This is a genomic window from Kitasatospora sp. NPDC098663, from assembly GCF_044760075.1.
Taxonomy (GTDB): domain Bacteria; phylum Actinomycetota; class Actinomycetes; order Streptomycetales; family Streptomycetaceae; genus Kitasatospora.
In genome coordinates this window covers 272,418-293,477 of sequence record NZ_JBIWAP010000001.1, presented here as the reverse complement: position 1 = coordinate 293,477, position 21,060 = coordinate 272,418, and the positions used below count along the sequence as shown (strand labels likewise).

The window sequence follows — 21,060 nt, the reverse complement described above, 5'->3', positions numbered from 1 at the left end:
CCCCGTCGGGAGGGCGTACACCGGAGCTCGGCGCAGGAGAACCGGCGTACGTAACAACGGCAGGGCGGGAACGGACAACGGCGTCCGTCCCCGCCCGGCCGTCCGTCTGTGCCCGGCCCCGCTTGCCGGCCGGCGTTCCCCGGCCGGCCGGATGTGGCGGCGGCCACGTGTGTAGCTGGCCGGGCGGTGCCCGCGGGCCTGCCAAGCTGGGGCGCATGACCAGACGTAAAAGCCCGCTCGTCGTCGTGGCCGTCCTGATCCTGGCCCTCGTCGCCGGCATCGGGTACCTGCTCGCCGGCAAGGGCGGCAGCAGCCACCCCCAGGCCGCCGCGAGCTCCGCCGCCACCTCGGCGGGCGCCTCGGCCGCCAAGTCCTCGGCCCCCAAGCCGTCCCCGCCCGCCGGCGGCACCCCCGCCCCGAGCGGCACCTGGGTGCCCGCCGACCCGGCGCTCGCCGACGTCTGCCGCAGCAAGCTCCCCAGCCAGGCCCAGGACACCCTCGGCCTGATCGCCAAGAACGGCCCGTACCCGTACAACCGCGACGGCATCGTCTTCGAGAACCGCGAGAGCCGCCTGCCGAAGAAGTCCGGCGGCTACTACCACGAGTTCACCGTGGTCACCCCGGGCTCCAACGACCGCGGCACCCGCCGCGTGGTCACCGGCGGCTCCGGCGAGCAGTACTGGTCGCCGGACCACTACGCGACCTTCCAGGAGATCGACCCGCGCTGCTGACACCCCACGCCGCGTGACACCCCGCACCCCGCACCCCTCGCCCCTCACCGGGCCCGGCGCCAGCTGATCCGGCGGTGGGGGCCGTGCGGGCCGGTGGTGAGGAGGGCGGTCAGCTCGTGGAACACCGGGACGGGGTCGCGCCGGAGCTGGACCGGGGTGGTGCGGACCACGGGGAGCCCGACGGCGGTCAGCCGGTTGGCGCGGGCCAGACCGCGTTCGTGGTCGGCGGGGCGCAGGTGCCAGGCGCGGGAGTCGATCTCCAACGCCACGCAGGCGTGCGGCCAGTAGGCGTCCGGGACGGCGAGGAAACGGCCGTCCAGGAAGAGCACCGGGTTCCACAGCGGCTCGGGCAGGCCCGCGTGCGCGAGGAGTTCGCGGGCCTCGCCCTCCACCACCGATCGCACTCCGGCGGTGAGGTCCTCCACCACCCGGGCCACCTGCGGCAGTCCGAGCGCGCCCGGCCGGGCCAGCAAGTGGTCCAGCAGCTCGCCGAGTTCGCAGTGCCGCCGCTGGACGGCCTCCGCGCACAGCGCCCGGAACCGGCGCTGCCCGGTCTCGCCCGGCGCGAGGTCGGCCAGCGCCCGGGCGACGGTGGTGCTCCACAGCCCGTCGTCCCGCTCGAAGCCGCCCGGCAGCGGCCCGGCCGACCGGTGGATCCGGACGAACTCGCGGTCGCCGACGCGGCGCCGGGCGGGGATCAGGACGTCGATCCGGGCCAGGTCCGCCGGGTGTCCGGCGCTCGGGAGCCCCGCGTCGGCCAGCACCGCGTCCCCGGTCAGCAGCACCTCCCCGGCCTGCGGCGCCCGCCCCTTGGGGCTCGCGTACGCCAGCGCGGCGCGCAGCCGCTGATGCGCCGTCAACCGGCCGGACTGCAGGCAGATCACCCGGGGCAGCACCTGTTGCCAGGGCCCGCCGGGGCGCAGCCGGTGGGCGATGGTGCCGGACGGTACGCCCAGCCGGCGCAGCTGCGCCCGGGTGGCGATGTGCTGCTGGTCGGCGCCGAGCAGCACGACGGGGTCGAGCGGGTTCACGCGGGTCATGCCCGGGGTGCTGCCCACCAGGGTCGGGTGTATGCGAAACATCCCTCGTCGGGGGAGCCTGTGAGAATGAGGTTGACGGGGCGCCGGTCGAACCGCTGAGCCGGAGAGTGCCGCGCACGCTCTCTCGGGGGAGCCGTGAGGCAGCCGTGGGGTAGTGGCGTCCCGGCCGCAACGCCGGAAGGCCCTCGACGACCGGGTGCGGTCGTCGAGGACCTTCCGGTCCGGGAGGAACCGACCCGCGACCGCTGGGCGGCGGTGCGGGGCGGGCGGGCGTCCTTCAGGCCGTGATCAGGTGCCCGGGGCCGCCGCCGTGTCTAAGGCACTCCTGGTTGATCGCCGGATCCGGGGCGCTGGGCGAGGTGGCGGCGGCGATCCGCAGCTCGATGATGTCCCGCACCGCGGGCCACTCGTCGTCGAGGATCGAGTAGAACGCGGTCGAGCGCACCACCCCGTCGAGCCCGCGCGAGTGGGCCCGGCGGACGCCCTCGGAGGTGGCGCCGAGCCGCTCGATGGCGGTGCGCGAGCGCTGGTTGCGGGCGTCGGCGCGCAGCGAGATCCGCTGCACCCCCCAGGTCTCGAAGGCGTGGCGCAGCATCAGCAGCTTGGCCTCGGTGTTGATACCGGTGCCCTGGGCACGCGGCGAGAGCCAGGTGTTGCCGATCTCGGCGGCGTCCGGGACGGCCGTGGCCGGGTCGCCGAACGGCACCCCGGGCACCGGTGGCCAGACCATCGGCCCCTGCCAGTAGTCGAGTTCCAGGAAACGGGTGGAGCCGACGACCCGGCCGTTTGCCACGTTCACCGTCGCGAACGGCAGCGACCGGCCCGCGGCCTGGTCGGCGAGGGCGCGCGCGATGTAGTCGCGGGCCGCTTCGAGGCCGTGCGGGACGGGCGTGAAGGCGTAGGTCGTACGGTCTTCGGCGCCGGCCTCGGCGATGGCCGAGGCGTGGTGCGCGGCGAGGGGCTCCAGCCGCACGGTGCGGCCGGTGAGGATGACAGGTACGGGCACGGAACCTTCGGTCCTTCATCGGTCGGAGGGTGCCTCCCGTGCCGGGGTACGGCGCGGGAGGCAGGGACAGTCGCCCCGGCCCCGGAGCACGCCCGCCGGTACCCGCGCACGCCGGAGAGCCGGTCGGGCGGGGCGGGGGCGGCGGCCCGGAGGCGGGCAGCGCGGTGCCGGAACGGACTCGGGTCCACGGACCGGTCCGGCGGGGATGAGCGAGGGGACAGTGTGCGTCCGCGAGATGGCCGATGAGGAAACGGGAGCGCGAAGGAAACAGGCGGCCAGATGAAGGCAAGATGCGTCGTGTGGGCTGGCCGAGCACCGGTCCGGGACGTGGCCGACGGCGTTACGGGACGACGTGACGACGACGCGACGATGCGAGGCAGCGAGAGGACGATACCCGTCAGAAGGCGGTGCGTCACTTCGCGGCACGCGAATGGCGGTGCGGGTCGCTGCGACCCGCCCTCGGACGGGCCGTTGAACACCCGTGACCAGGGGCTTTCCACCCGGGTGCGATCATGGTCCGGAGCGGTCCGGCGAGGCCGCCGGACCCGCCGCCGGGCGGGTCGGGAATTCCGGCGGCGCCCGGCACGCTGGAGAGGACGAGAAGCCGGTACGTCGTGACGAGTAGAGAACGGGGTTGGGTGCGCGGTGCGTGACTTCCAGGCGCTGTACGAGCTGGATCAGCAGGGCGTGGCCGCGGTGGCCGCGGCCACCGCGGAGCTGCGCGACACCGGTGCGGGCCTCGTGCTGCTCCAGCACTTCGAGGGCTTCATGGACGCCGGCGAGGCCGGCGGCCAGGTGGTGGCCCACCTCCTGGAGACGGGCTCGCCGCAGGTGGTGGCCCGCTTCGACCACGACCGCCTGGTCGACTACCGGGCGCGCCGCCCCGTGATGGTCTTCGACCGGGACCAGTGGGCGTCCTACGAGCCGCCGGAGATCCTGCTCCAGCTCGTCCGCGACGGCGCGGGCGCGCCGTTCCTGCTGCTCACCGGCCCCGAGCCGGACGTCGAGTGGGAGCGCTTCGCCGGCGCCGTGCGCGAGCTGGTGGAGCGCTTCGAGGTCCGGCTGGCGGTGGACTTCCACGGCATCCCGATGGGCGTGCCGCACACCCGCCCGGTCGGCCTGACCCCGCACGGCAACCGGCTCGACCTGGCGGCCGGCTACCCGCAGTGGTTCGAGCAGGCGCAGGTCCCGGGCAGCGCCCAGGCGCTGCTGGAGTACCGCCTGTCCGAGGCCGGGCACGACGTGCTGGGCTTCGCCGTGCACGTCCCGCACTACGTGGCGCGCTCGGAGTACCCGGCGGCCGCCGTGCTGATCCTGGAGGCGGTGCAGTCCGCCACCGGCCTGGTGCTGCCCGGCACCCGGCTGCGCGAGCGGGTCGGCGAGGTGTACGCCGACATCGAGGAGCAGCTGGCGCACGGGGACGGCGAGTTGCGTTCGGCGATCCGCGGCATGGAGGGCCAGTACGACGCGGTGGCGGGGTCGGAGGGCCGTGAGAGCCTGCTGGCCGAGCCGGTGGACCTGCCGTCGGCGGACGAGCTGGGGCGGCGCTTCGAGCAGTTCCTGGCCGAGCACGAACGCGGCGCGGAGTAGGCCCGGCGCGGAATCGGCCTCGCAGGGGCGGGATCCGGCCGGGTCGGTGGCGGCCGGGAGTCACGGGAGTCATTCGCGGGCCCCGTTCGTTGGTGGTGGCGGCGTCGGGGGACGCGCCGCCGTACGGAGCTGCCCGTGACGCCTAATCCCCCGGGGGGATGCCATGCCCACGACCATGTCCAGGACCTTCCGCCCGGCCGTCGCCCTGACGGCCGGGCTCGCCGTGCTGCTGCTCGCCGGGTGCACCCCCGCGGACGGCGGGACGGACGGCTTCGCGGGCGCGCTGCCCGCCAAGAACGCCAAGTCCACGCCACCGCCGAACGGCCCGTACGTGGCGCTCGGCGACTCGTACACCGCCGGTCTGAAGCTCGCCCCGCAGGTGGGCGAGCCGAAGGGCTGCTCCCGCTCGGGGGCCAACTACCCGTCCCTGGTGGCGAAGGGGCTCGGGCTGCCGGCCGGCCAGTTCCAGGACGTCAGTTGCAGCGGCGCCCGCACCGGGGACCTGACCGGCGCCCAGGAGACCGACCACGGCACCAACCCGCCCCAGCTGGACGCGCTGACCGCGGCCACCCGCCTGGTGACGGTCGGCATCGGCGGCAACGACGCGGGCTTCATGGAGGTCGTCAAGGAGTGCGCCAAGGAGAACCTGGTGGACGCGGTGAAGGGCATCGTCGGCGCCACCCGCGCGTCCTCGCCCTGCCGCGAGCACTACGCCTCCGGCGGGACGGACGAGGTGCAGCGCAAGGTCGACGCGGCCGGTGAGCAACTCGGCCGGATCCTGAAGGACATCAAGCACCGCTCCCCGCAGGCCCGGGTGTACGTGATCGGGTACCCGACGCTGCTCCCGTCCGACCCGGCCGGCTGCCGAAAGGTGTTGGGCAAGGCGGTCGCGGCCGGGGACCTGGGCTTCCTCTCGGAGAAGGAGCAGCAGCTCAACGGCATGCTGAAGCGGCGGGCGGAGGGCGCCGGCGCGGTGTTCGTGGACGCGGCCGCCCCCTCGGCCGGGCACGACATGTGCGCGGGCGAGGCCACCCGCTGGGTCGAACCGCCCTTCCCGGCCCCGGGCCTGGCGGCGATCCACCCCAACGCCAAGGGGCAGGAGGCGGTGGCCGCCGTCGTCCTCAAGGCCGTTCGCGGCTGAGGCCGTACGGCAGGCAGCGGGCCGGGGCGGACACCAGCGCGTACCGCAGGATTCACGCTCCGGCCCACGCCCCTTCGTGCGCGGCACACCCCGGCTGTCGGGGGCGCGGCGTACCGTGAGGGGCATATGGATGACACCGCGCACCGCCTCGCCGCCGCCCCGCTCCCGTACGATCACGCCGCCGAGGCCCGCTGGGTCCCCGAACCGGACAAGCGCCCCGGCCGCACGGCGTTCCAGCGCGACCGCGCCCGGGTGCTGCACTCGGCGGCGCTGCGGCGGCTGGCCGGCACCACCCAGGTGGTCGCCCCGATGCGCAGCGACTTCCCCCGCACCCGGCTCACCCACTCCCTCGAATGCGCCCAGGTGGGGCGGGAGTTGGGTGCCGCCCTGGGCTGCGACCCGGACCTCGTGGAGGCCGGCTGCCTGGCCCACGACATCGGCCACCCGCCGTTCGGCCACACCGGCGAGGAGGCGCTCGACCAGGCTGCCGAGGCCTGCGGCGGCTTCGAGGGCAACGCGCAGTCGCTGCGCATCCTCACCCGGCTCGAACCCAAGCGCTTCGCCCCGGAGGGTGAGCACCCCGCCGCCCGGCTCGCTCCCTGGCCCGGCCGCAGCGTCGGCCTCAACCTGACCCGCGCCGCCCTCGACGCGGCCACCAAGTACCCGTGGACCCGCGGCGCCCACCCCACCGACCCGGCCTCGCCCAAGTACGGCGTCTACGCCGACGACCTGCCGGTGTTCCGCTGGCTGCGAGCCGGCTCCCCGGCCGGGCGCAAGTGCTTCGAGGCCACCGTCATGGACTGGTCCGACGACGTCGCGTACTCGACCCACGACGTCGAGGACGGCCTCCAGGCCGGCCACATCGACCCGGCCGCGCTGCGGGCGCCGAGCGAGCGGGCCGAACTCTTCAAGGTCGCCGAGCGCTACGCCCCGGACGCCGAGCCGGAGGAGCTGGCCGCCGCCCTCGACCGGCTGCTCGCCCAGGAGCGGTGGCCCCAGGAGTACGACGGCACGGCCCGCGCCCGGGCCGGGCTGAAGGACCTCACCAGCCAGTTGATCGGCCGCTTCTGCCTGGCCGCCGAGCAGGCCACCCGGGCCCGCTACGGCCCCGGCCGGCTCACCCGGTACACGGCCGAGCTGGTGGTGCCGCGGGGCGTCCGGCTGGAGGTCGCGGTGCTCAAGGCCGTCGCCGTCCGCTACGTGATGCAGCGCGACGAGCAGGCCCAGCTGCGGGCCCGCCAGCGGATCGTGATCGCCGAGCTGGCGTACGTGCTCACCCAGCGCGCCCCCGAGGGCCTGGACCCGGTGTTCGGCGCGCTCTACCGCGAGGCCGAGGACGACCGGGCCGCGCTGCGCGCGGTCATCGACCAGATCGCCACCCTCACCGACGCCTCCGCCCTCGCCCTGCACGCCAGGCTCGTCGGCGCCTCCTGGGCCTGACCGCCCGGCGCCCGGCGCCCGACCGATCAGGCGCGGCCGTTCGGACCGGTCCCGGCGCGACCGGACCGCCGGGAAACCCCGGCCACCCCAGTAGACTTCCGGGGTGGCCGGGCGGATCAGGGACGAAGACGTACAAGCGGTGCGCAGCGCACTGCCGATCGACGCCGTGGTCGGCGACTACGTTCAGCTCACCAACGGTGGCGGTGGCGAGTACAAGGGCGTCTGCCCCTTCCACGACGAGAAGTCCGCCTCGTTCTACGTGAACCCCGCCAAGGGCGTCTTCCACTGCTTCGGCTGCCAGGAGAACGGCGACACCATCGCCTTCCTGATGAAGATCGAGCACTTCACCTTCGCCGAGGCCGTCGAGCGGATGGCCGCCCAGGCCGGCATCACCCTGCGCTACGAGGAGGGCGGCTACAGCCCCCGCCACCAGCAGGGCGAGCGGACCCGCCTGGTCGAGGCGCACAAGGTGGCCGCCGCCTACTACCGGGAGCAGCTGGCCTCGGCGGAGGCGGAGATCGGCCGCCGCTTCCTGGCCGAGCGCGGCTTCGACGAGGAGGCCGCGAAGACCTTCGGCGTCGGCTACGCCCCGGTGGGCTGGGAGCACCTGGTCCGCTACCTGCGCGGCAAGGGCTTCACCGACAAGGAGATCCTGCTCGGCGGCCTGGCCTCGCAGGGCCAGCGCGGCGGCCTGATCGACCGCTTCCGGGGCCGGCTGGTCTGGCCGATCCGGGACATCGCGGGCGAGGTGGTCGGCTTCGGCGCCCGCCGCCTGCGCGAGGACGACAACGGCCCGAAGTACCTGAACACGCCGGAGACGCCGATCTACAAGAAGTCGCACGTGCTGTACGGCATCGACCTGGCGAAGAAGGAGATCGCCAAGTCGGGCCGCGCGGTCGTGGTGGAGGGCTACACCGACGTGATGGCCTGCCACCTGGCGGGGGTCACCTCGGCGGTGGCCACCTGCGGTACGGCCTTCGCCGAGGACCACATCAAGATCATCCGTCGGCTGCTGATGGACACCTCGCAGTACCGCGGCGAGACGGTCTTCACCTTCGACGGCGACGCGGCCGGCCAGAAGGCCGCCCTGCGGGCTTTCGAGGACGACCAGAAGTTCGCCGCCAAGACCTCCATCGCGGTCAGCCCGGGCGGCATGGACCCGTGCGAACTGCGCCTGGCCCAGGGCGACGAGGCGGTCAAGCAGCTGATCGACAACCCCGTCCCGCTGTTCGAGTTCGCGCTGGTCTCGGCGGTGTCCAAGCACCGGGTGGAGACGCCGGAGGGGCGGTCGGCGGCCCTGGAGGAGGCGGCCCCGATCGTCGCCAAGATCAAGGACCGCTCGATCCAGCACGAGTACGCCGTCCGCCTGGCCGGCATGCTCGGCATCCTGGACGAGCCCTTCGTCGTCCGCCGGGTCTCCCAGCTGGCCCGCTGGGACCGCGAGCGCCAGCAGAACCCCCGGGGCGCCGACCGCGGCCGCCGCGTCGAGCCCGCGCCGGTGCGCCCGGCGCAGCCCGCGTTCCGGCTCAACCCGCGCGACCCGGCCCAGTTCGTCGAGCGGGAACTGCTCAAGCTGGCACTCCAGCACCCGGACCTGGTCAGCCCGGCCTTCGACCACTACGGCGAGGACGAGTTCCCCACCCTGCCGTACACCGCCGTCCGGCAGGCCATCGCCAAGGCCGGCGGCGCCGCGTACGGGGCGACGCTGCCCGACTTCACCAGCGCGGTGCGCGAGGCGGCCCCGGACGACCAGGTGCGCTCGCTGGTCACCGAGCTGACCGTCGAGCCGGTGCGCTCCCGCCGGAAGGTGGACGCGGTCTACGCCGGGGAGTTCCTGGTCAAGCTGCGCCTGCTGGCGGTGGACCGGCGGATCGCCGAGGTCCGCGGCTACCTGCAGCGGCTCGGCCACCGGGCCGACGCCGAGCAGCAGCACGCCGTGCAGACCGAGCTGTGGCAGCTCCAGCAGTACGGCCAGCAGCTCCGCAGCCAGGGCGCGGCGGGGCTGTAGGAGCGCGCGGGGCCGTCGGAGCGGCCCGGAAAAGTCGGCGCACGAGTCTCGGCCACGGAGTGTGGCGTACCGCACACTGGAGGGCGTCCCACCTCCGTTCAGCGCGGGTCCGCCAGAGTCGCGCCCGCCCCGAGGGATGCCCGTGGACCGAGGCTCTGCCGCGACCTCCAGCCCGACCGCCGCACCGACAGCCGCACCGCCCGGCGCGCTGAGCGCCGCACCGCCCGGGGAACGGGAGGCGGACCACGGCCGGGCCGGGGCCGCGCCCCCGGACGGCGCCCGAGGCGTGCCGCAGGGCCACCCCGAGGCCCCGGAGACGGACCCCGACGCCGACGATCCGGAGCCCGACGACGGGGACGAGGAGGAGGAGCCCCGCCCGCCGGCCGAGGGCGACGCCGGCCCGGCGCCGGACCTGCTCCGCCAGTACCTGCGCGAGATCGGCCGGGTCCGCCTGCTCACCGCCGCCGAGGAGGTGGAGCTGGCCCGCCGGGTCGAGGCCGGCCTGTTCGCCGAGGAGCGGCTGAACGGCGACCCCCCGCCGCCCGACCCGCCGGCCCGCGAACTGGACACCCTGGTGGTGCGCGGCCGGATCGCCAAACGCCGGCTGATCGAGGCGAACCTGCGGCTGGTGGTGTCCGTCGCCAAACGCTACGTCGGCCGCGGACTGACCCTGCTGGACCTGATCCAGGAGGGCAACCTGGGCCTGATCCGGGCGGTGGAGAAGTTCGACTACGCCCGCGGCTACAAGTTCTCCACGTACGCGACCTGGTGGATCCGGCAGGCGATGAGCCGGGCGCTGGCCGACCAGGCCCGGACGATCCGGGTGCCGGTGCACGTGGTCGAGCTGATCAACCGGGTGATCCGGGTGCAGCGCGCCCTGCTGCAGGAGCGCGGGCTGGAACCGACGCCGGCCGGGATCGCCGCCGTCCTGGAGCTGACCGAGGAGCGGGTGCGCGAACTGCTCCGGCTGGCCCAGGAGCCGATCTCGCTGCACACCCCGGTCGGCGAGGAGGACGACGTCGCGCTCGGCGACCTGATCGAGGACGCCGACGCCGCCTCACCCTCGGAGTCCGCCACCTTCCTGCTGCTGCGCCAGCACCTGGACGCGGTCCTGGCCACCCTGGGCGAGCGGGAGCGCCAGGTCGTCCAGCTCCGCTACGGGCTGGACGACGGCCGCCCGCGCACGCTGGAGGAGATCGGCACGGTGTTCGGCGTGACCAGGGAGCGGATCCGCCAGATCGAGTCGAAGACGCTGATCAAGCTCCGCGACCACGCCTTCGCGGCGCAGCTGCGCGGGTACCTCGACTGAGGGGCCCAGGGCCCTAGGGCCGGCTCGGGGACGGCAGGTCGGTGGCCGCCGCGTCCGGGCCGGTGCCCGGGGGCGGTGAGGCGGGGCCGATCGGGATCGGGGTGGAGGCCACCACGGCGGCCAGACCGGAGACGGGCGAGGTGCAGACGTGTCCGGCCGGCTGGTAGCCGCAGACCTGGAAGGTGACGGCCGGGTCGGCCGCGTCCAGCATCGACGAGTAGTTGTCGTAGCCCCAGTGGATGAGCGCGGTCTCGCTCTGGCCGGAGTCGTCGGTGATGGTCGCGTAGTCGTTCGGCTCGCCCTCGGTGATCGCCGCCCAGGCCGCCTGGCAGGTCTGGCTGTACCGGAGGTAGACGACGACCTTGCCGATGACGTCGGTCTGCAGGGTCCGGGCGTCCTTGCCGCAGCCGGTGGCCTTGGGGTCCTTGTGCGCGCAGCCGACGGCCTGGCAGACGGAAGCGCCCGGGACGGGCTTGGCCGTGGTGGCGGTCGGGACGGGCTCGGCGACGGTCCGCGGTTGCTCCTGGTGCCGGGTGGCCCGCAGGCCGACCAGCACCAGCAGGGCCGCCAGCAGGGCGGCGCCGGTCAGCAGCGTCGCCGGGCGCCGCCACCACGCCGCGGGTGCCGGCACGGCGCCGCCGGGCTCGCCGGGTGCGGCGGTCAGGTCGAGCACGTCGGTCACGTCGGCCACGTCGGAGGCGGCAGGTGCGTCGGAGGGCGCGGGCGCCCCGGTCCGGTCCGTCGGGGGCTGTGCCGCCGGGGGCTGCTCGGGGGCCGCCTGCTCGGGGGCCGCCCGCGCGGCGGGTTCCTCCGGGGCGGCGGGCCCGCCGTCCTCCTCGGGCCCCGCCACGGCCCGCTCCCACAGCGCCCGCAGGGCCGGCCCGTCGCAGTCCACCGCCCTGGTCAGCGCCTCCAGGGCCTGCCCGGTGATGACTCGCTTGCCGTTCAGCCAGCGCTCCCAGGAGGCCCGGCTGTAGTGCGTCCGGGCGGCCAGCTCGGACAGCGAGAGTCCGGCGGTGTCCTTGATGACCCGGAGCTCCTCGGCCAGGAGCCGGGCGGGTCCGGACAGCTCTTCGGGCAGGTTCTTCCAGGCGGAACCCATGGGGCCTTCCAACGATGCGGGACGGGAACGGGGGACGGGGAGAGCGGAACGGGCTCCGGCCGGGGCCGTCCGGGTGTCTCCGCTTCTCCAAACCCATCGGTCCGGCGTCCCAAACCCCAGGTCATGGCGCTGAGACGGACGGAAGTGTCTCACAACCCCCGGGGAGGCTCGCATGGGCACGTGTCCGTCGTGCACAGTTCTCTGGTCGGCGCGGTTCGCCGCCCGACGGCGTCGTTCGGACGCGGACCGGTCACCGGTCCCCGCTCCGGCAGCACGTCCCGATTCCCCCACCGACCGGGGCAGCCTCGCGGGGGGAGGCTGCCCCGGTTCGTCCGGGACACACGGTGGGGAGGGCGCTTCGCCGCGCCCTCCCCACCGTGATCACGCCCCACCGCGTTCACGCCCCGGCGGGCCCACGCGCTAGTGGTGGAAGCCCGACCGGGCCGGCACCCCGAGCTCCTTGAGCGGGCCGGGCTGGCGCCGCAGCTCCGGCAGCAGCCGGGAGAGGTCGGCCAGCAGCAGGTCGGCGAGGTCCAGCGAGAAGCCGTTGCGGCAGACCACCCGGAGCACCGACAGGTCCGTCCGGTTCGCGGGGAAGGTGTACGCGGGCACCTGCCAGCCGCGCTCGCGCAGCCGCCGCGAGACGTCGAACACGTCGAACGGCTCGTCGTCGGCGGTGGTGAGGGCGAAGACCGGCAGTTGGTCGCCGCGGGTCAGCAGCCGGAAGCCGCCCAGCTGCCCGATCGCTTCGGACAGGTGGATGGCGACCTCGCGGCAGGCGCCCTGGACGGCCCGGAAGCCGTCCCGGCCGAGCCGCAGGAAGACGTAGTACTGCGCGACGACCTCGGCGCCGGGGCGGGAGAAGTTGAGCGCGAAGGTCGGCATCTCGCCGCCGAGGTAGTTGACCCGGAAGACCAGTTCCTCCGGCAGCGCCTCCTGGTCGCGCCACAGGGCCCAGCCGACGCCGGGGTAGACCAGGCCGTACTTGTGCCCGGAGCTGTTGATCGAGGCGACCCGGGGGAGCCGGAAGTCCCAGACCACCTGGTGGTCGAGGAAGGGCGCCACCATGCCGCCGGAGGCGCCGTCCACGTGCACCGGGACGTCGAGGCCGGTGCGCTGCTGGAGGCCGTCCAGGGCCGCGCAGATCTCCGCGATCGGCTCGTAGGAGCCGTCGAAGGTGGAACCGAGGACGCCGACCACGCCGATGGTGTCCTCGTCGCACAGCGCGACCGCGTGCTCGGCGTCGAGGTGGAAGCGCTCGCCCTCCATGGGCGCGGTGCGGGCCTCGACCTCCCAGAAGGTGCAGAACTTCTCCCAGCACACCTGCACGTTGACGCCCATCACCAGGTTGGGCCGGGCCCCGGCCGCGTAGCGTTCGGCGTTGCGGCGCATCCAGCGGCGCTTGAGCGCCATGCCGGCCAGCATGCAGGCCTCGCTGGAGCCGGTGGTGGAGCAGCCGACCGCGGCGTCCGGGTCGGGGGCGTGCCAGAGGTCGGCGAGGATCGCCACGCAGCGCCGCTCCAGTTCGGCGGTCTGCGGGTACTCGTCCTTGTCGATCATGTTCTTGTCCAGGCACTCGGTCATCAGCCGGGTGGCCTGCGCCTCCATCGAGGTGGTGACGAAGGTCGCCAGGTTGAGCCGGGCGTTGCCGTCCAGCATCAGCTCGTCGTGGATCAGCTGGTACGCGGTGTCGGCCGTGACGGGCCCCTCGCCGAGCCGGTGCAGCGGTGGTGCCAGCTTCATCGAGCCCAGTGGGTCGGCGGCTCCGACGAGCGGGCCGATGCTCAGCCGGCGGTCGTTGCCGGCCCCCTTGTGCAGCGCCATGGAGTCCTGCCGCCCTTCACGCCGGTGGCCGTGTCCCGTCCCACGCTGCCACCGGCCGCCGGGTGACGCATCTTCACCGGCCGGGGCCGGGGCCGGGGCCGGGCGCCGCCGTCCCCGGCCGGTGAGGCCGCCGCAGCCGGGGTCAGGCCGCCGTCTCCGGGTGGATCTGTTCGCGGGCGGCGCGGTACTGCTGGCGTACCGCCGAGCCGATCGCCAGGTCCTGCTCCCCGTCCGGCTCGACGGTCTCGGCGTCCGGCAGCTCCCACTCCGGCGGCTCCGGGGTGCCGGCCAGCGCCCAGGCGGCCTGCCGGGCGGCCCCGCGGGCGGCGTGGGCGCCCGGCGGGGGCACCACGACCGGGACACCGAACAGCGGCGGGGCGATGTGCCGGACGGCGGGCAGCCGCCCGGCCGCGCCGAGCAGGAACACCCGCCGCACCGCGACGCCCTGGGCGCGCAGCACGTCGAGCGCGTCCGCGATGTTGCACAGCATGCCCTCGACGGCGGCCCGGGCCAGGTGCTGCGGCGTCATCGACTCGGCCCGCAGGCCGGTCAGGGTGCCGGCCGCGTGCGGGAGGGCCGGCGTCCGCTCGCCGTCTAGGTAGGGGAGGAGCACCAGCCCGTACGCGCCGGGGGAGGAGTGCAGGGCGAGGTCGCTCAGGCCGTCCAGGTCCCGGCCGAGCACGGCGGCGGTGGCGCGGAGCACCTGGGCGGCGTTGAGGGTGGCGACCATCGGGAGGTGGCGGCCGGCGGCGTCGGCGAAGGAGGAGATCAGCCCGGTGGCGTCGACCACGGCCCGGTCGTGCACGGCGAAGATCGTTCCGGTGCTGCCGAGCGAGACCACCGCGTCGCCGGGGCGCAGTCCGAGGCCGAGCGCGGCGGCCATGTTGTCGCCGGTGCCGGCCGAGATCAGCAGGCCCTCGGGGGTGTGCCCGGCGGGTTCGGCGGGGTCGAGCACCTCGGGCAGCCGCAGCTCGTGGCCGAGCGCCAGCTCGACCAGGTCCTGCCGGTACTCGCCGGTGATCGGGGACCAGTAGCCGGTGCCGGAGGCGTCTCCCCGGTCGGTGGTGCGGCGCCTGGGGTGGCCGAGGAGCTGCCAGACCAGCCAGTCGTGCGGGAGCAGCACCTCGGCCACCCGGCGGGCGTTGGCCGGCTCGAACTCGGCCAGCCAGCGCAGCTTGGCGATGGTGTAGGTCGGGCTGGGAACGGCGCCGATCGCGGCGGTCCAGGCGGCCGGGCCGCCGAGCGCGTCCAGCAGCTTGGCGGCGGCGCCGCTGGCGCGCGGGTCGTTCCAGAGGATCGCCGGCCGGACCAGCACGCCGCCCGCGTCCAGGCCGATCATGCCGTGCTGCTGCGCGCTGACGCCGATGGCCCGGACGCCCTCCAGCAGGCCGCCGGCGGCGGCGTCGCCGAGCGAGTGCAGCCACAGCTGCGGGTCGGCCTCGCCGGGGCGGGTGTCAGGGTCCTCGGGGACGGGGTGCGGCGCCTTGCCGGAGCGCAGGACGGCGCCGGTGTCGGCGTCGCACGCGACGATCCGGGTGCGGTTGGTCGAGCTGTCTATCCCCGCGACGATGGCCATGCCGAGATCATGCCTCAGCCCGGCCCGGGACGCGTCCGGGCCGGGTGAGGTGTTGCCCGTTCGGGACGAGACGCAGGGCCCCGGTACACCCTGGCGTCACCGCCCGGTCACGGGCGGAAGGTACCCCAGCCGTCGTCCTCGGCCCGGGAGCGGTTGAAGTACGGCACCCGGTCGGTGACGGCGTTCGGCAGCCGGTCGCCGACCTTGTCCGCGACGGCGCCGGCGGCCTTCCCGGCGACCGCGCCGGCCTGCTGCCTGGCTCGGTCGGCGGCGCCCTGCACCGTGGGGTTCTGGGCGATCTGCCGGGTGACCTTCGTGATCTGGTCGTAGCGCCGGCGCCCGGCCCGGGAGCCCAGGACGTAGCCGGCCGCGAACCCCGCGGCCAACGACAGCTTCCACATGATCGGATCCACCCTCTCCTGGCGGCCTTCTGCCGCATTGCCCTACCCGTCCGTCGGGACGGCGAACCGTCCGTGCCCCCCAGCATCCCCGGGGGCCGTGCCGGGCGCGCGCCGGGCACGCCGGGTGGGAGCCCGGGGGGCGGTCCGGCGAAAGCGATTGGCGGACCACCCCCCCGAGTGCGCTAATGTATGTCCCGCAGCGAGCGCCGAGGAGCCCGGGGAACCGGGGGCCGAGGCGGAAGCCGATCCCCCATAGCTCAATTGGCAGAGCAGCCGACTGTTAATCGGCAGGTTATTGGTTCGAGTCCAATTGGGGGAGCTCGGGAGAGGTCTTGCAAGAGGCCTCCTCCCGTCCGTGGTACGGCAGTTCGGTACCGCGATCCCGCATAGCTCAATTGGCAGAGCAGCCGGCTGTTAACCGGCAGGTTTTTGGTTCGAGTCCAAATGCGGGAGCTTCATCGGGTCCGCCCGGTGACTGCTCAGAGCGAAGGCCCCTCGGATGACCGGGGGGCCTTCGTGTTGCCTTCGTCACCTCGCGCCGCCCGGCTTCGGGCGGCCGCCGCCCGGGCTCAGGCGGTCGCCTCCCGGTAGAGCGCGGAGACCCGCTGGTCGAAGGTGACGCTGTAGGAGGTGCCGGCCGTCTCGCCGCCCTCCTGGTAGCCGCCGATCACGCCGACGACCGCGCCGCTGTCCGTCACCCACGGGCTGCCGCTGGTGCCGTCGGTGTAGCCCTCGCAGTCGAAGCGCTCCTGGGTCGGGCTCTGCGAGCGGGTCCTGGCCGCGCAGGTGATCGGCTCGTCGCGCTCGTTCGGGTAGCCGGTCACCGAGACGGCCAGCCCGAAGCCCTGGCCGGTGGCGATCGGGTTGCCGCCGACGGCGTCCTCGACCTGTTTGCCGCCGACCGTGCCCACGGTGACGAAGGCCACGTCGTACTCGGGGTCGTCGTCGTCCGCCCAGCGCGGGTCGACGGTGATCGACTTCACCGGCCAACTGCCGTACGGGATGAAGCCGTTGCGGTAGCCGGGAGTGAACACCAGGCCGTCCAGCAGGCCGATCCGGCGGTTCTGCACGCAGTGCGCGGCGGTGACCAGCAGGTTGTGCCCGGGGCTGCGGACGACGCTCGCCGTGCAGGCCCGGGGGCCCTGCGCGGTGCGGACCGAGAGGGTGCCGATCCGGTCGCGGGTGCTGGTCTGCTGCGCGACCTCGGCGGCGGGCGCCTGGTCCTGCTCACCGCCTTCGCACGCGGTACCGGTGGCGAGCAGCAGGGCCGCCAGCGCGACCGTCCGTGCGGCGCGCGGGGGCCGTGCCGGGCGGGGGGCCATCGGGGCTCCGTCTCGTTCCTCGGGGCGGGCACCGGGTCCGTGCGTTCCGCCGTTCGAGAGGAAGATCTATCAGGCCGTGCCCGGCGGCGCCACCGCCGCCCCTCCGGTCAGCCGGTGGCCCGGTCGTAGAGCGCCTGGACGCGGTCGCCGAAGTAGCTGCTGTACGAGGTGTCCGGGCTGTCGCCGCCCTGCTGGTAGCCGCCGATCACGCCGACCACGGTGCCGGTCCTGGTGTTCGGGTCGAAGTCGGTCACCCAGGGGCTGCCGCTGGTGCCGCCGGTGTAGTCGGGGCAGTCGATCCGCAGCTGGGTGGAGCTCTGCTCGGTGGTGTTGTTGGCGCAGGTGATCGGGACGTCGCTGGTGCCGGGGTAGCCGGTGATCCGCACGGGCAGCTGGTAGCCGAGGCCGACGCCCAGCTTGTTGGCGCCGAGCACCTGCTGCACCTGCTGCCCGTTCTGGGCCTGGACGACCGCGAAGGCGACGTCCACGTCCGGGTCGGCGTGGTCCTTCCAGTCGTCGTCGACGGTGACGGCGATCAGCGGCCAGACGCCGCTGGGGGTGTCGCCGTTGCGGTAGCCGGGGACGAAGACGAGGTCGCCGCGCTGGCCGAGTTGGGGGTCCCAGACGCAGTGCGCGGCGGTGACGATGAGGTTGAGCCCGGCGCTGTCGACGACGCTGGCGGTGCAGAAGTGGTCGCCGTCCGCGTTGCGGGTGAAGACGGCGCCGACCAGGCCGTTGAGCACGGTGGCCCGGGCGGTGCGGGTGACCCCGGTGTGCCTGGCGACGGCGCCCCTGAGCCGCTGTCGGCTCCAGCCGTGGCCGCCGCCGGAGGCCGAGGCGGATCCGGAGGGGCGGGCGGAGCGGGTGGCCGGGGCCGAGCTGACCGTCGGCGCGCCCCCGCCGGGCCCGGCCGAGGTGGTGCAGCCCGCCGCGGCCAGCAGTACCGCGAGCGCCCCGGCCGCGGCTCCCGTCCCACGTGTCGTCATCCGTCCAGGCTGCCCGTGCGGCCGTCCGGGCGCCACCCGAACTGCGCAATCAGGACAGGCGCACGCCTGTGCGCACCCGTGCGCGCCCCCGGCGCGCACCACGGGTGATCGACCGGCTATGCTGCGCGGGACGTCCTTTCGGGGCCGTCTGCTGCTGCCGTGGTCGACGACCGGCGCACGCGGCGAACCGGGGCGGTAGCTCAGCCGGTTAGAGCAGGGGACTCATAATCCCTTGGTCGTGGGTTCGAGTCCCACCCGCCCCACCTCAGCCACTGATCGATCGTTGGATCGATCATCAGACAAAACAGTGGCTTGATCTGGCAGAACGGCTCCAGTTCCGGTCGGAACTGTAGAGCATCGGCCAGCCGCTCAGGGCTCGGCGCGCTGAGATTCACCCACCAGTGGACATCGAGTGGACACGGCCCGGGGCGGGCCGGTTCGCCTCGCCCCCGGACGAATGCGGTCGGACCCCTGGCGTCGTCGGCGCAAAAAGTGATATCACTTTGACAGCTGGATCGGAAACACTCGCTGGAGGAGCTGGTCTCATGACCACACCGCGTTCTGCCGTCGACGTCGAAGGCGGCCCCGTCCTCGACCTTCCGGCCCCCAAGATCACCGAGCGGGTCATCACTGGTGCCGCGGGGCTGCCGGTGCTCGGAGGGACGCTGCTCGGCCTGCTCGCGGGGATCGGGGCGACCATCGCCGGCGGTCTCCAACTGGCGGGCGGGTCCAAGGCGCTGGGGATCACCCTGCTGACCGTCGGGCCGCTGGCCGTCCTGGGCGCACTGCTGCTGCTGTGCGGGCTGACCGTGGTCTCGCCCGGCCAGGCGCGGGTGGTCCAGCTGCTCGGCCGCTACCGCGGCACCATCCGCGCCGAGGGCCTGACCTGGCTGAACCCGTTCACCAGCCGCCGCCGGATCTCCACCCGGATCCGCAACCACGAGACCGAGACCAACAAGGTCAACGACGCGGACGGCAACCCGATCGAGATGGCCGCCGTGGTGGTCTGGCAGGTCGAGGACACCGCCAAGGCCGTGTTCGAGGTGGACGACTACAGCGACTTCGTCGCCATCCAGACCGAGACCGCCGTCCGGCACATCGCCAGCAGCTACCCGTACGACGCCCACCGCGAGGGCCAGTTGTCGCTGCGCGACGGCGCGGAGGAGATCAGCCGGATGCTCTCCGCGGAGATCGCGGCCCGGGTCGTCTCGGCCGGGGTGCGGGTCGTCGAGTCCCGGATCACCCGGCTCGCCTACGCGCCCGAGGTCGCCCAGGTGATGCTCCAGCGCCAGCAGGCCGGGGCCGTGGTCGCGGCACGGCGGCTGATCGTCGAGGGCGCCGTCGGTATGGTCGAGGAGGCGCTGGACCGGCTCGCCGAGCGCGACGTCGTCGAACTGGACGAGGAGCGCAAGGCCGCCATGGTGAGCAACCTCCTGGTGGTGCTCTGCGGCGACCGGGGCACCCAGCCCGTCGTGAACACGGGCTCCCTCTACCAGTAAGGCGCGGCGTTGGCGACGGAGCGGAAGAAGATCCTGCTGCGACTGGACCCGGCGGTCCACGACGCACTGGCCCGGTGGGCCGCGGACGAGCTGCGCAGTGCCAACGCGCAGATCGAGTTCCTCCTTCGCCGTGCCCTCAGCGACGCGGGCCGGATGCCCGGCGACGCGGCCCGTCTTCCCCGGCGCGGCCGACCGCCCAAGGAGAACCCGGAGACCGGCGGTTCCGACGCCGGATGAACGGGCCCATCCACCGTCCATCTGCTTGGAGTCCATCGTGGACCTGCCCATCACCCTGCCGGAGAAGCTCTACCTGCTCGCCTACAACCCCGAGCGCGAGCGGCTCACCGCCACCGCCAGGCTCGACCTGGTGCTGAGGGCCGCCGCGCTCGCCGAACTCCTGCGGCGCGCGCTGATCCGCGACGACGGCCGGCACCCGGCCGCCGTCGACGGAGCGCCGGCCGACGGCCTCGACCCGCTCTCCGCCGCGATGCTGGAGCAGATCCGGCAGGGCCGGCGGCGCAGCTGGCAGAGCTGGGTCGGCCGCCGCCAGGGCCCGGCGGCCCGCGCCGCGCGGGTGGTCCGGGACGGGCTGGCGGCGTCCGGGCGGATCCGGCTCGAACAGCGCCGCGCGCTCGGACTGTTCCCGTGCACCCGGGTCGTCCTGCCGGAGCAGCGGCTGCGCAAGTCGCTCGTGGCGTCGGTGGGTTCGGCGCTGAAGGCGCCGCTCAGCCGGGTCGACCCGGCGGACGCCGCGCTGGTCGCGCTGGTCGACGCGGCCCGGCTCGGAGCCGTCCTGCCGTGGCGCCAGAGCCGCGAGTTCCGCACCCGGATCGACAAGCTGGCCCCCGCCGCGGGCCCCGTCCCGCGCGCCCTGCGCCGGGCCATCAACACCCGCAACGCCGACGCCTCGGTGGTCTGACCCACCCGGTGTGATCCGAACGAGAGGCCCGGTCGCCGACACGGCGGCCGGGCCTCCGGCGTTCCTGGCGCCTGCCCGCGCCCGCACCCCATCCACCGATCGGTTGATCCGCCCTCCACCACGCCCGCCCGCAGCTCTGACCGTCCGGTCGATCCGCGGCCGGGGCCCCGCGCGGGAAGCTCGTCGCAGGCCGGAGGAACCGGCCGGACCAGCGGGAGGGAGCGGCGCGATGGCCGTGATCGAGGTGGCGGGGCTGCGCAAGGCCTACGGGCGGCGCCAGGTGCTGGAGGGGGTCTCCTTCGGCGTGGAGCGCGGCGAGGTGTTCGGCCTGCTGGGGCCGAACGGCGCGGGCAAGACGACCGCCGTGGAGTGCTGCGAGGGCCTGCGCCGGGCCGACGCGGGGACGGTCCGCGTCCTCGGCCTGGACCCGGTGAAGGACGCCCACCGGCTGCGGCCGAGGATCGGCATCCAGCTCCAGCAGGCCCAGTTGCAGGGCGCGCTGAGGGTCGGCGAGGCGCTGGAACTGTACGCGGCGCTCTACCCGGACCCCCGGGACTGGCGCGAGCTGCTGGACGAGTGGGGGCTCGCCGACCAGCGCCGGACCCCGTTCGACAAGCTCTCCGGCGGCCAGCGCCAGCGGCTGCTCATCGCCCTCGCCCTGATCGGCAACCCCGAGGTGGCCTTCCTGGACGAGCTGACCACCGCGCTCGACCCGCAGGGCCGCCGCGACACCTGGGAGCTGATCCGGCGGATCCGCGACGAGGGCGTGACGGTGGTCCTGGTCTCGCACTTCATGGACGAGGTCGAGGCGCTCTGCGACCGGGCCGCCGTCCTCGACGGCGGACGGATCGTCGCCACCGGCACCCCCGCGGAGCTGATCGCCCGCTCCGGCACCGGCGGCACGCTCGGCTTCCGCCCCACCGGGCCGCTGGACACCGCCCGGCTGGCGGCCCTGCCGGGGGTCACCGGGGTCGAGGAGCGGGACGGCCGGGTCGAGGTCCGCGGCGTCGGGGACTTCGCCGACGAGGTCACCGGCCTGCTCGCCCGCGAGGGGATCGTCGTCACCGGGCTGCGGATCCGCGAGCACAGCCTGGACGACGCCTACCTCGCCCTGACCCGCCACGACGTCTGACCCGCCACGACGTCTGATCCGCCACCACCGCGCC

At 74.4% G+C, this 21,060-nt stretch carries 18 protein-coding genes and 3 tRNA genes; 13 read left to right on the top strand and 8 right to left on the bottom strand.

The window, feature by feature from the left end:
* The first annotated feature begins 215 nt into the window (after positions 1–215).
* Entirely contained in the window at positions 216–731 is a 516-nt protein-coding gene (locus ACIQVZ_RS01335; RefSeq protein WP_402446162.1) for a ribonuclease, read from the top strand.
* A gap of 44 nt (positions 732–775) precedes the next feature.
* Here ACIQVZ_RS01335 and ACIQVZ_RS01330 read toward each other — a convergent pair whose 3' ends face one another.
* On the bottom strand, positions 776–1,771 hold the full coding sequence (locus ACIQVZ_RS01330; protein ID WP_402446159.1) for a hypothetical protein: 996 nt from the start codon (positions 1,769–1,771) through the stop codon (positions 776–778).
* Between the two features lie 277 nt (positions 1,772–2,048).
* Positions 2,049–2,777 (bottom strand): GNAT family protein, encoded by a 729-nt coding sequence (locus ACIQVZ_RS01325; protein WP_350878172.1) that lies wholly within the window; start codon positions 2,775–2,777, stop codon positions 2,049–2,051.
* Positions 2,778–3,422: 645 nt separating this feature from the next.
* Between ACIQVZ_RS01325 and ACIQVZ_RS01320 the strand changes: the two genes are divergently transcribed.
* The 5 genes from ACIQVZ_RS01320 (at position 3,423) to ACIQVZ_RS01300 (ending at position 10,265) form a co-directional block, all read left to right on the top strand.
* Entirely contained in the window at positions 3,423–4,367 is a 945-nt protein-coding gene (locus ACIQVZ_RS01320; RefSeq protein WP_350878170.1) for a PAC2 family protein, read from the top strand.
* 175 nt (positions 4,368–4,542) lie between these two features.
* Entirely contained in the window at positions 4,543–5,508 is a 966-nt protein-coding gene (locus ACIQVZ_RS01315) for an SGNH/GDSL hydrolase family protein (protein ID WP_402446155.1), read from the top strand.
* A gap of 126 nt (positions 5,509–5,634) precedes the next feature.
* Complete coding sequence (locus tag ACIQVZ_RS01310) at positions 5,635–6,948, top strand: deoxyguanosinetriphosphate triphosphohydrolase (RefSeq protein ID WP_402446152.1); 1,314 nt, start codon at positions 5,635–5,637, stop codon at positions 6,946–6,948.
* 103 nt (positions 6,949–7,051) lie between these two features.
* Entirely contained in the window at positions 7,052–8,956 is a 1,905-nt protein-coding gene (gene dnaG, locus ACIQVZ_RS01305; protein ID WP_350878164.1) for a DNA primase, read from the top strand.
* 136 nt (positions 8,957–9,092) lie between these two features.
* A complete protein-coding gene (locus tag ACIQVZ_RS01300) occupies positions 9,093–10,265 on the top strand; it encodes an RNA polymerase sigma factor (protein ID WP_402446149.1) in 1,173 nt (390 codons plus the stop codon).
* A 13-nt stretch (positions 10,266–10,278) separates the two neighbouring features.
* Here ACIQVZ_RS01300 and ACIQVZ_RS01295 read toward each other — a convergent pair whose 3' ends face one another.
* From ACIQVZ_RS01295 to ACIQVZ_RS01280, 4 genes are all read right to left on the bottom strand, one after another.
* Positions 10,279–11,367: a DUF2690 domain-containing protein gene (locus ACIQVZ_RS01295; RefSeq protein ID WP_402446146.1), complete on the bottom strand. Its 1,089-nt coding sequence runs from the start codon at positions 11,365–11,367 to the stop codon at positions 10,279–10,281.
* A 420-nt stretch (positions 11,368–11,787) separates the two neighbouring features.
* Positions 11,788–13,191 carry a glutamate decarboxylase gene (locus tag ACIQVZ_RS01290; RefSeq protein WP_402446143.1) on the bottom strand — a complete coding sequence of 468 codons (1,404 nt, stop codon included), beginning with the start codon at positions 13,189–13,191 and terminating at the stop codon, positions 11,788–11,790.
* A 142-nt stretch (positions 13,192–13,333) separates the two neighbouring features.
* Entirely contained in the window at positions 13,334–14,767 is a 1,434-nt protein-coding gene (locus tag ACIQVZ_RS01285; RefSeq protein ID WP_350878157.1) for an FGGY family carbohydrate kinase, read from the bottom strand.
* A gap of 107 nt (positions 14,768–14,874) precedes the next feature.
* On the bottom strand, positions 14,875–15,180 hold the full coding sequence (locus ACIQVZ_RS01280) for a hypothetical protein (RefSeq protein WP_350878155.1): 306 nt from the start codon (positions 15,178–15,180) through the stop codon (positions 14,875–14,877).
* A 234-nt stretch (positions 15,181–15,414) separates the two neighbouring features.
* On the opposite strand from ACIQVZ_RS01280, the gene ACIQVZ_RS01275 reads away from it, so the two are divergent.
* Both ACIQVZ_RS01275 and ACIQVZ_RS01270 read left to right on the top strand, forming a co-directional pair.
* Positions 15,415–15,487: transfer RNA gene (locus ACIQVZ_RS01275), tRNA-Asn, on the top strand.
* 61 nt (positions 15,488–15,548) lie between these two features.
* Positions 15,549–15,621: transfer RNA gene (locus tag ACIQVZ_RS01270), tRNA-Asn, on the top strand.
* Positions 15,622–15,737: 116 nt separating this feature from the next.
* On the opposite strand, the gene ACIQVZ_RS01265 is transcribed toward ACIQVZ_RS01270, so the two are convergent.
* Together ACIQVZ_RS01265 and ACIQVZ_RS01260 are read right to left on the bottom strand one after the other, a co-directional pair.
* A complete protein-coding gene (locus tag ACIQVZ_RS01265; RefSeq protein WP_350878153.1) occupies positions 15,738–16,490 on the bottom strand; it encodes a trypsin-like peptidase domain-containing protein in 753 nt (250 codons plus the stop codon).
* Between the two features lie 107 nt (positions 16,491–16,597).
* Positions 16,598–17,476 carry a trypsin-like serine peptidase gene (locus tag ACIQVZ_RS01260; RefSeq protein WP_402446138.1) on the bottom strand — a complete coding sequence of 293 codons (879 nt, stop codon included), beginning with the start codon at positions 17,474–17,476 and terminating at the stop codon, positions 16,598–16,600.
* Positions 17,477–17,665: 189 nt separating this feature from the next.
* Between ACIQVZ_RS01260 and ACIQVZ_RS01255 the strand changes: the two genes are divergently transcribed.
* The 5 genes from ACIQVZ_RS01255 to ACIQVZ_RS01235 all read left to right on the top strand — a co-directional run bounded on the left by ACIQVZ_RS01255 (position 17,666) and on the right by ACIQVZ_RS01235 (position 21,026).
* A tRNA-Ile gene (locus ACIQVZ_RS01255) sits at positions 17,666–17,739 on the top strand.
* 282 nt (positions 17,740–18,021) lie between these two features.
* On the top strand, positions 18,022–18,975 hold the full coding sequence (locus tag ACIQVZ_RS01250) for an SPFH domain-containing protein (RefSeq protein ID WP_350878149.1): 954 nt from the start codon (positions 18,022–18,024) through the stop codon (positions 18,973–18,975).
* Positions 18,976–18,984: 9 nt separating this feature from the next.
* Positions 18,985–19,212 carry a hypothetical protein gene (locus tag ACIQVZ_RS01245; protein ID WP_063347470.1) on the top strand — a complete coding sequence of 76 codons (228 nt, stop codon included), beginning with the start codon at positions 18,985–18,987 and terminating at the stop codon, positions 19,210–19,212.
* Between the two features lie 37 nt (positions 19,213–19,249).
* Positions 19,250–19,894 carry a GPP34 family phosphoprotein gene (locus ACIQVZ_RS01240; RefSeq protein ID WP_350878147.1) on the top strand — a complete coding sequence of 215 codons (645 nt, stop codon included), beginning with the start codon at positions 19,250–19,252 and terminating at the stop codon, positions 19,892–19,894.
* Between the two features lie 229 nt (positions 19,895–20,123).
* Positions 20,124–21,026 (top strand): ABC transporter ATP-binding protein, encoded by a 903-nt coding sequence (locus tag ACIQVZ_RS01235; protein WP_350878145.1) that lies wholly within the window; start codon positions 20,124–20,126, stop codon positions 21,024–21,026.
* Positions 21,027–21,060 lie beyond the last annotated feature (34 nt).

Bases quoted from the DNA above. Each gene is read 5' to 3' on its own strand.
- ACIQVZ_RS01335 (WP_402446162.1), top strand. From the start codon at position 216: ATGACCAGACGTAAAAGCCCGCTCGTCGTCGTGGCCGTCCTGATCCTG.
- ACIQVZ_RS01330 (WP_402446159.1), bottom strand. From the start codon at position 1,771: ATGACCCGCGTGAACCCGCTCGACCCCGTCGTGCTGCTCGGCGCCGAC.
- ACIQVZ_RS01315 (WP_402446155.1), top strand. From the start codon at position 4,543: ATGTCCAGGACCTTCCGCCCGGCCGTCGCCCTGACGGCCGGGCTCGCC.
- ACIQVZ_RS01310 (WP_402446152.1), top strand. From the start codon at position 5,635: ATGGATGACACCGCGCACCGCCTCGCCGCCGCCCCGCTCCCGTACGAT.
- ACIQVZ_RS01300 (WP_402446149.1), top strand. From the start codon at position 9,093: ATGCCCGTGGACCGAGGCTCTGCCGCGACCTCCAGCCCGACCGCCGCA.
- ACIQVZ_RS01295 (WP_402446146.1), bottom strand. From the start codon at position 11,367: ATGGGTTCCGCCTGGAAGAACCTGCCCGAAGAGCTGTCCGGACCCGCC.
- ACIQVZ_RS01290 (WP_402446143.1), bottom strand. From the start codon at position 13,191: ATGGCGCTGCACAAGGGGGCCGGCAACGACCGCCGGCTGAGCATCGGC.
- ACIQVZ_RS01285 (WP_350878157.1), bottom strand. From the start codon at position 14,767: ATGGCCATCGTCGCGGGGATAGACAGCTCGACCAACCGCACCCGGATC.
- ACIQVZ_RS01265 (WP_350878153.1), bottom strand. From the start codon at position 16,490: ATGGCCCCCCGCCCGGCACGGCCCCCGCGCGCCGCACGGACGGTCGCG.
- ACIQVZ_RS01260 (WP_402446138.1), bottom strand. From the start codon at position 17,476: ATGACGACACGTGGGACGGGAGCCGCGGCCGGGGCGCTCGCGGTACTG.
- ACIQVZ_RS01250 (WP_350878149.1), top strand. From the start codon at position 18,022: ATGACCACACCGCGTTCTGCCGTCGACGTCGAAGGCGGCCCCGTCCTC.
- ACIQVZ_RS01235 (WP_350878145.1), top strand. From the start codon at position 20,124: ATGGCCGTGATCGAGGTGGCGGGGCTGCGCAAGGCCTACGGGCGGCGC.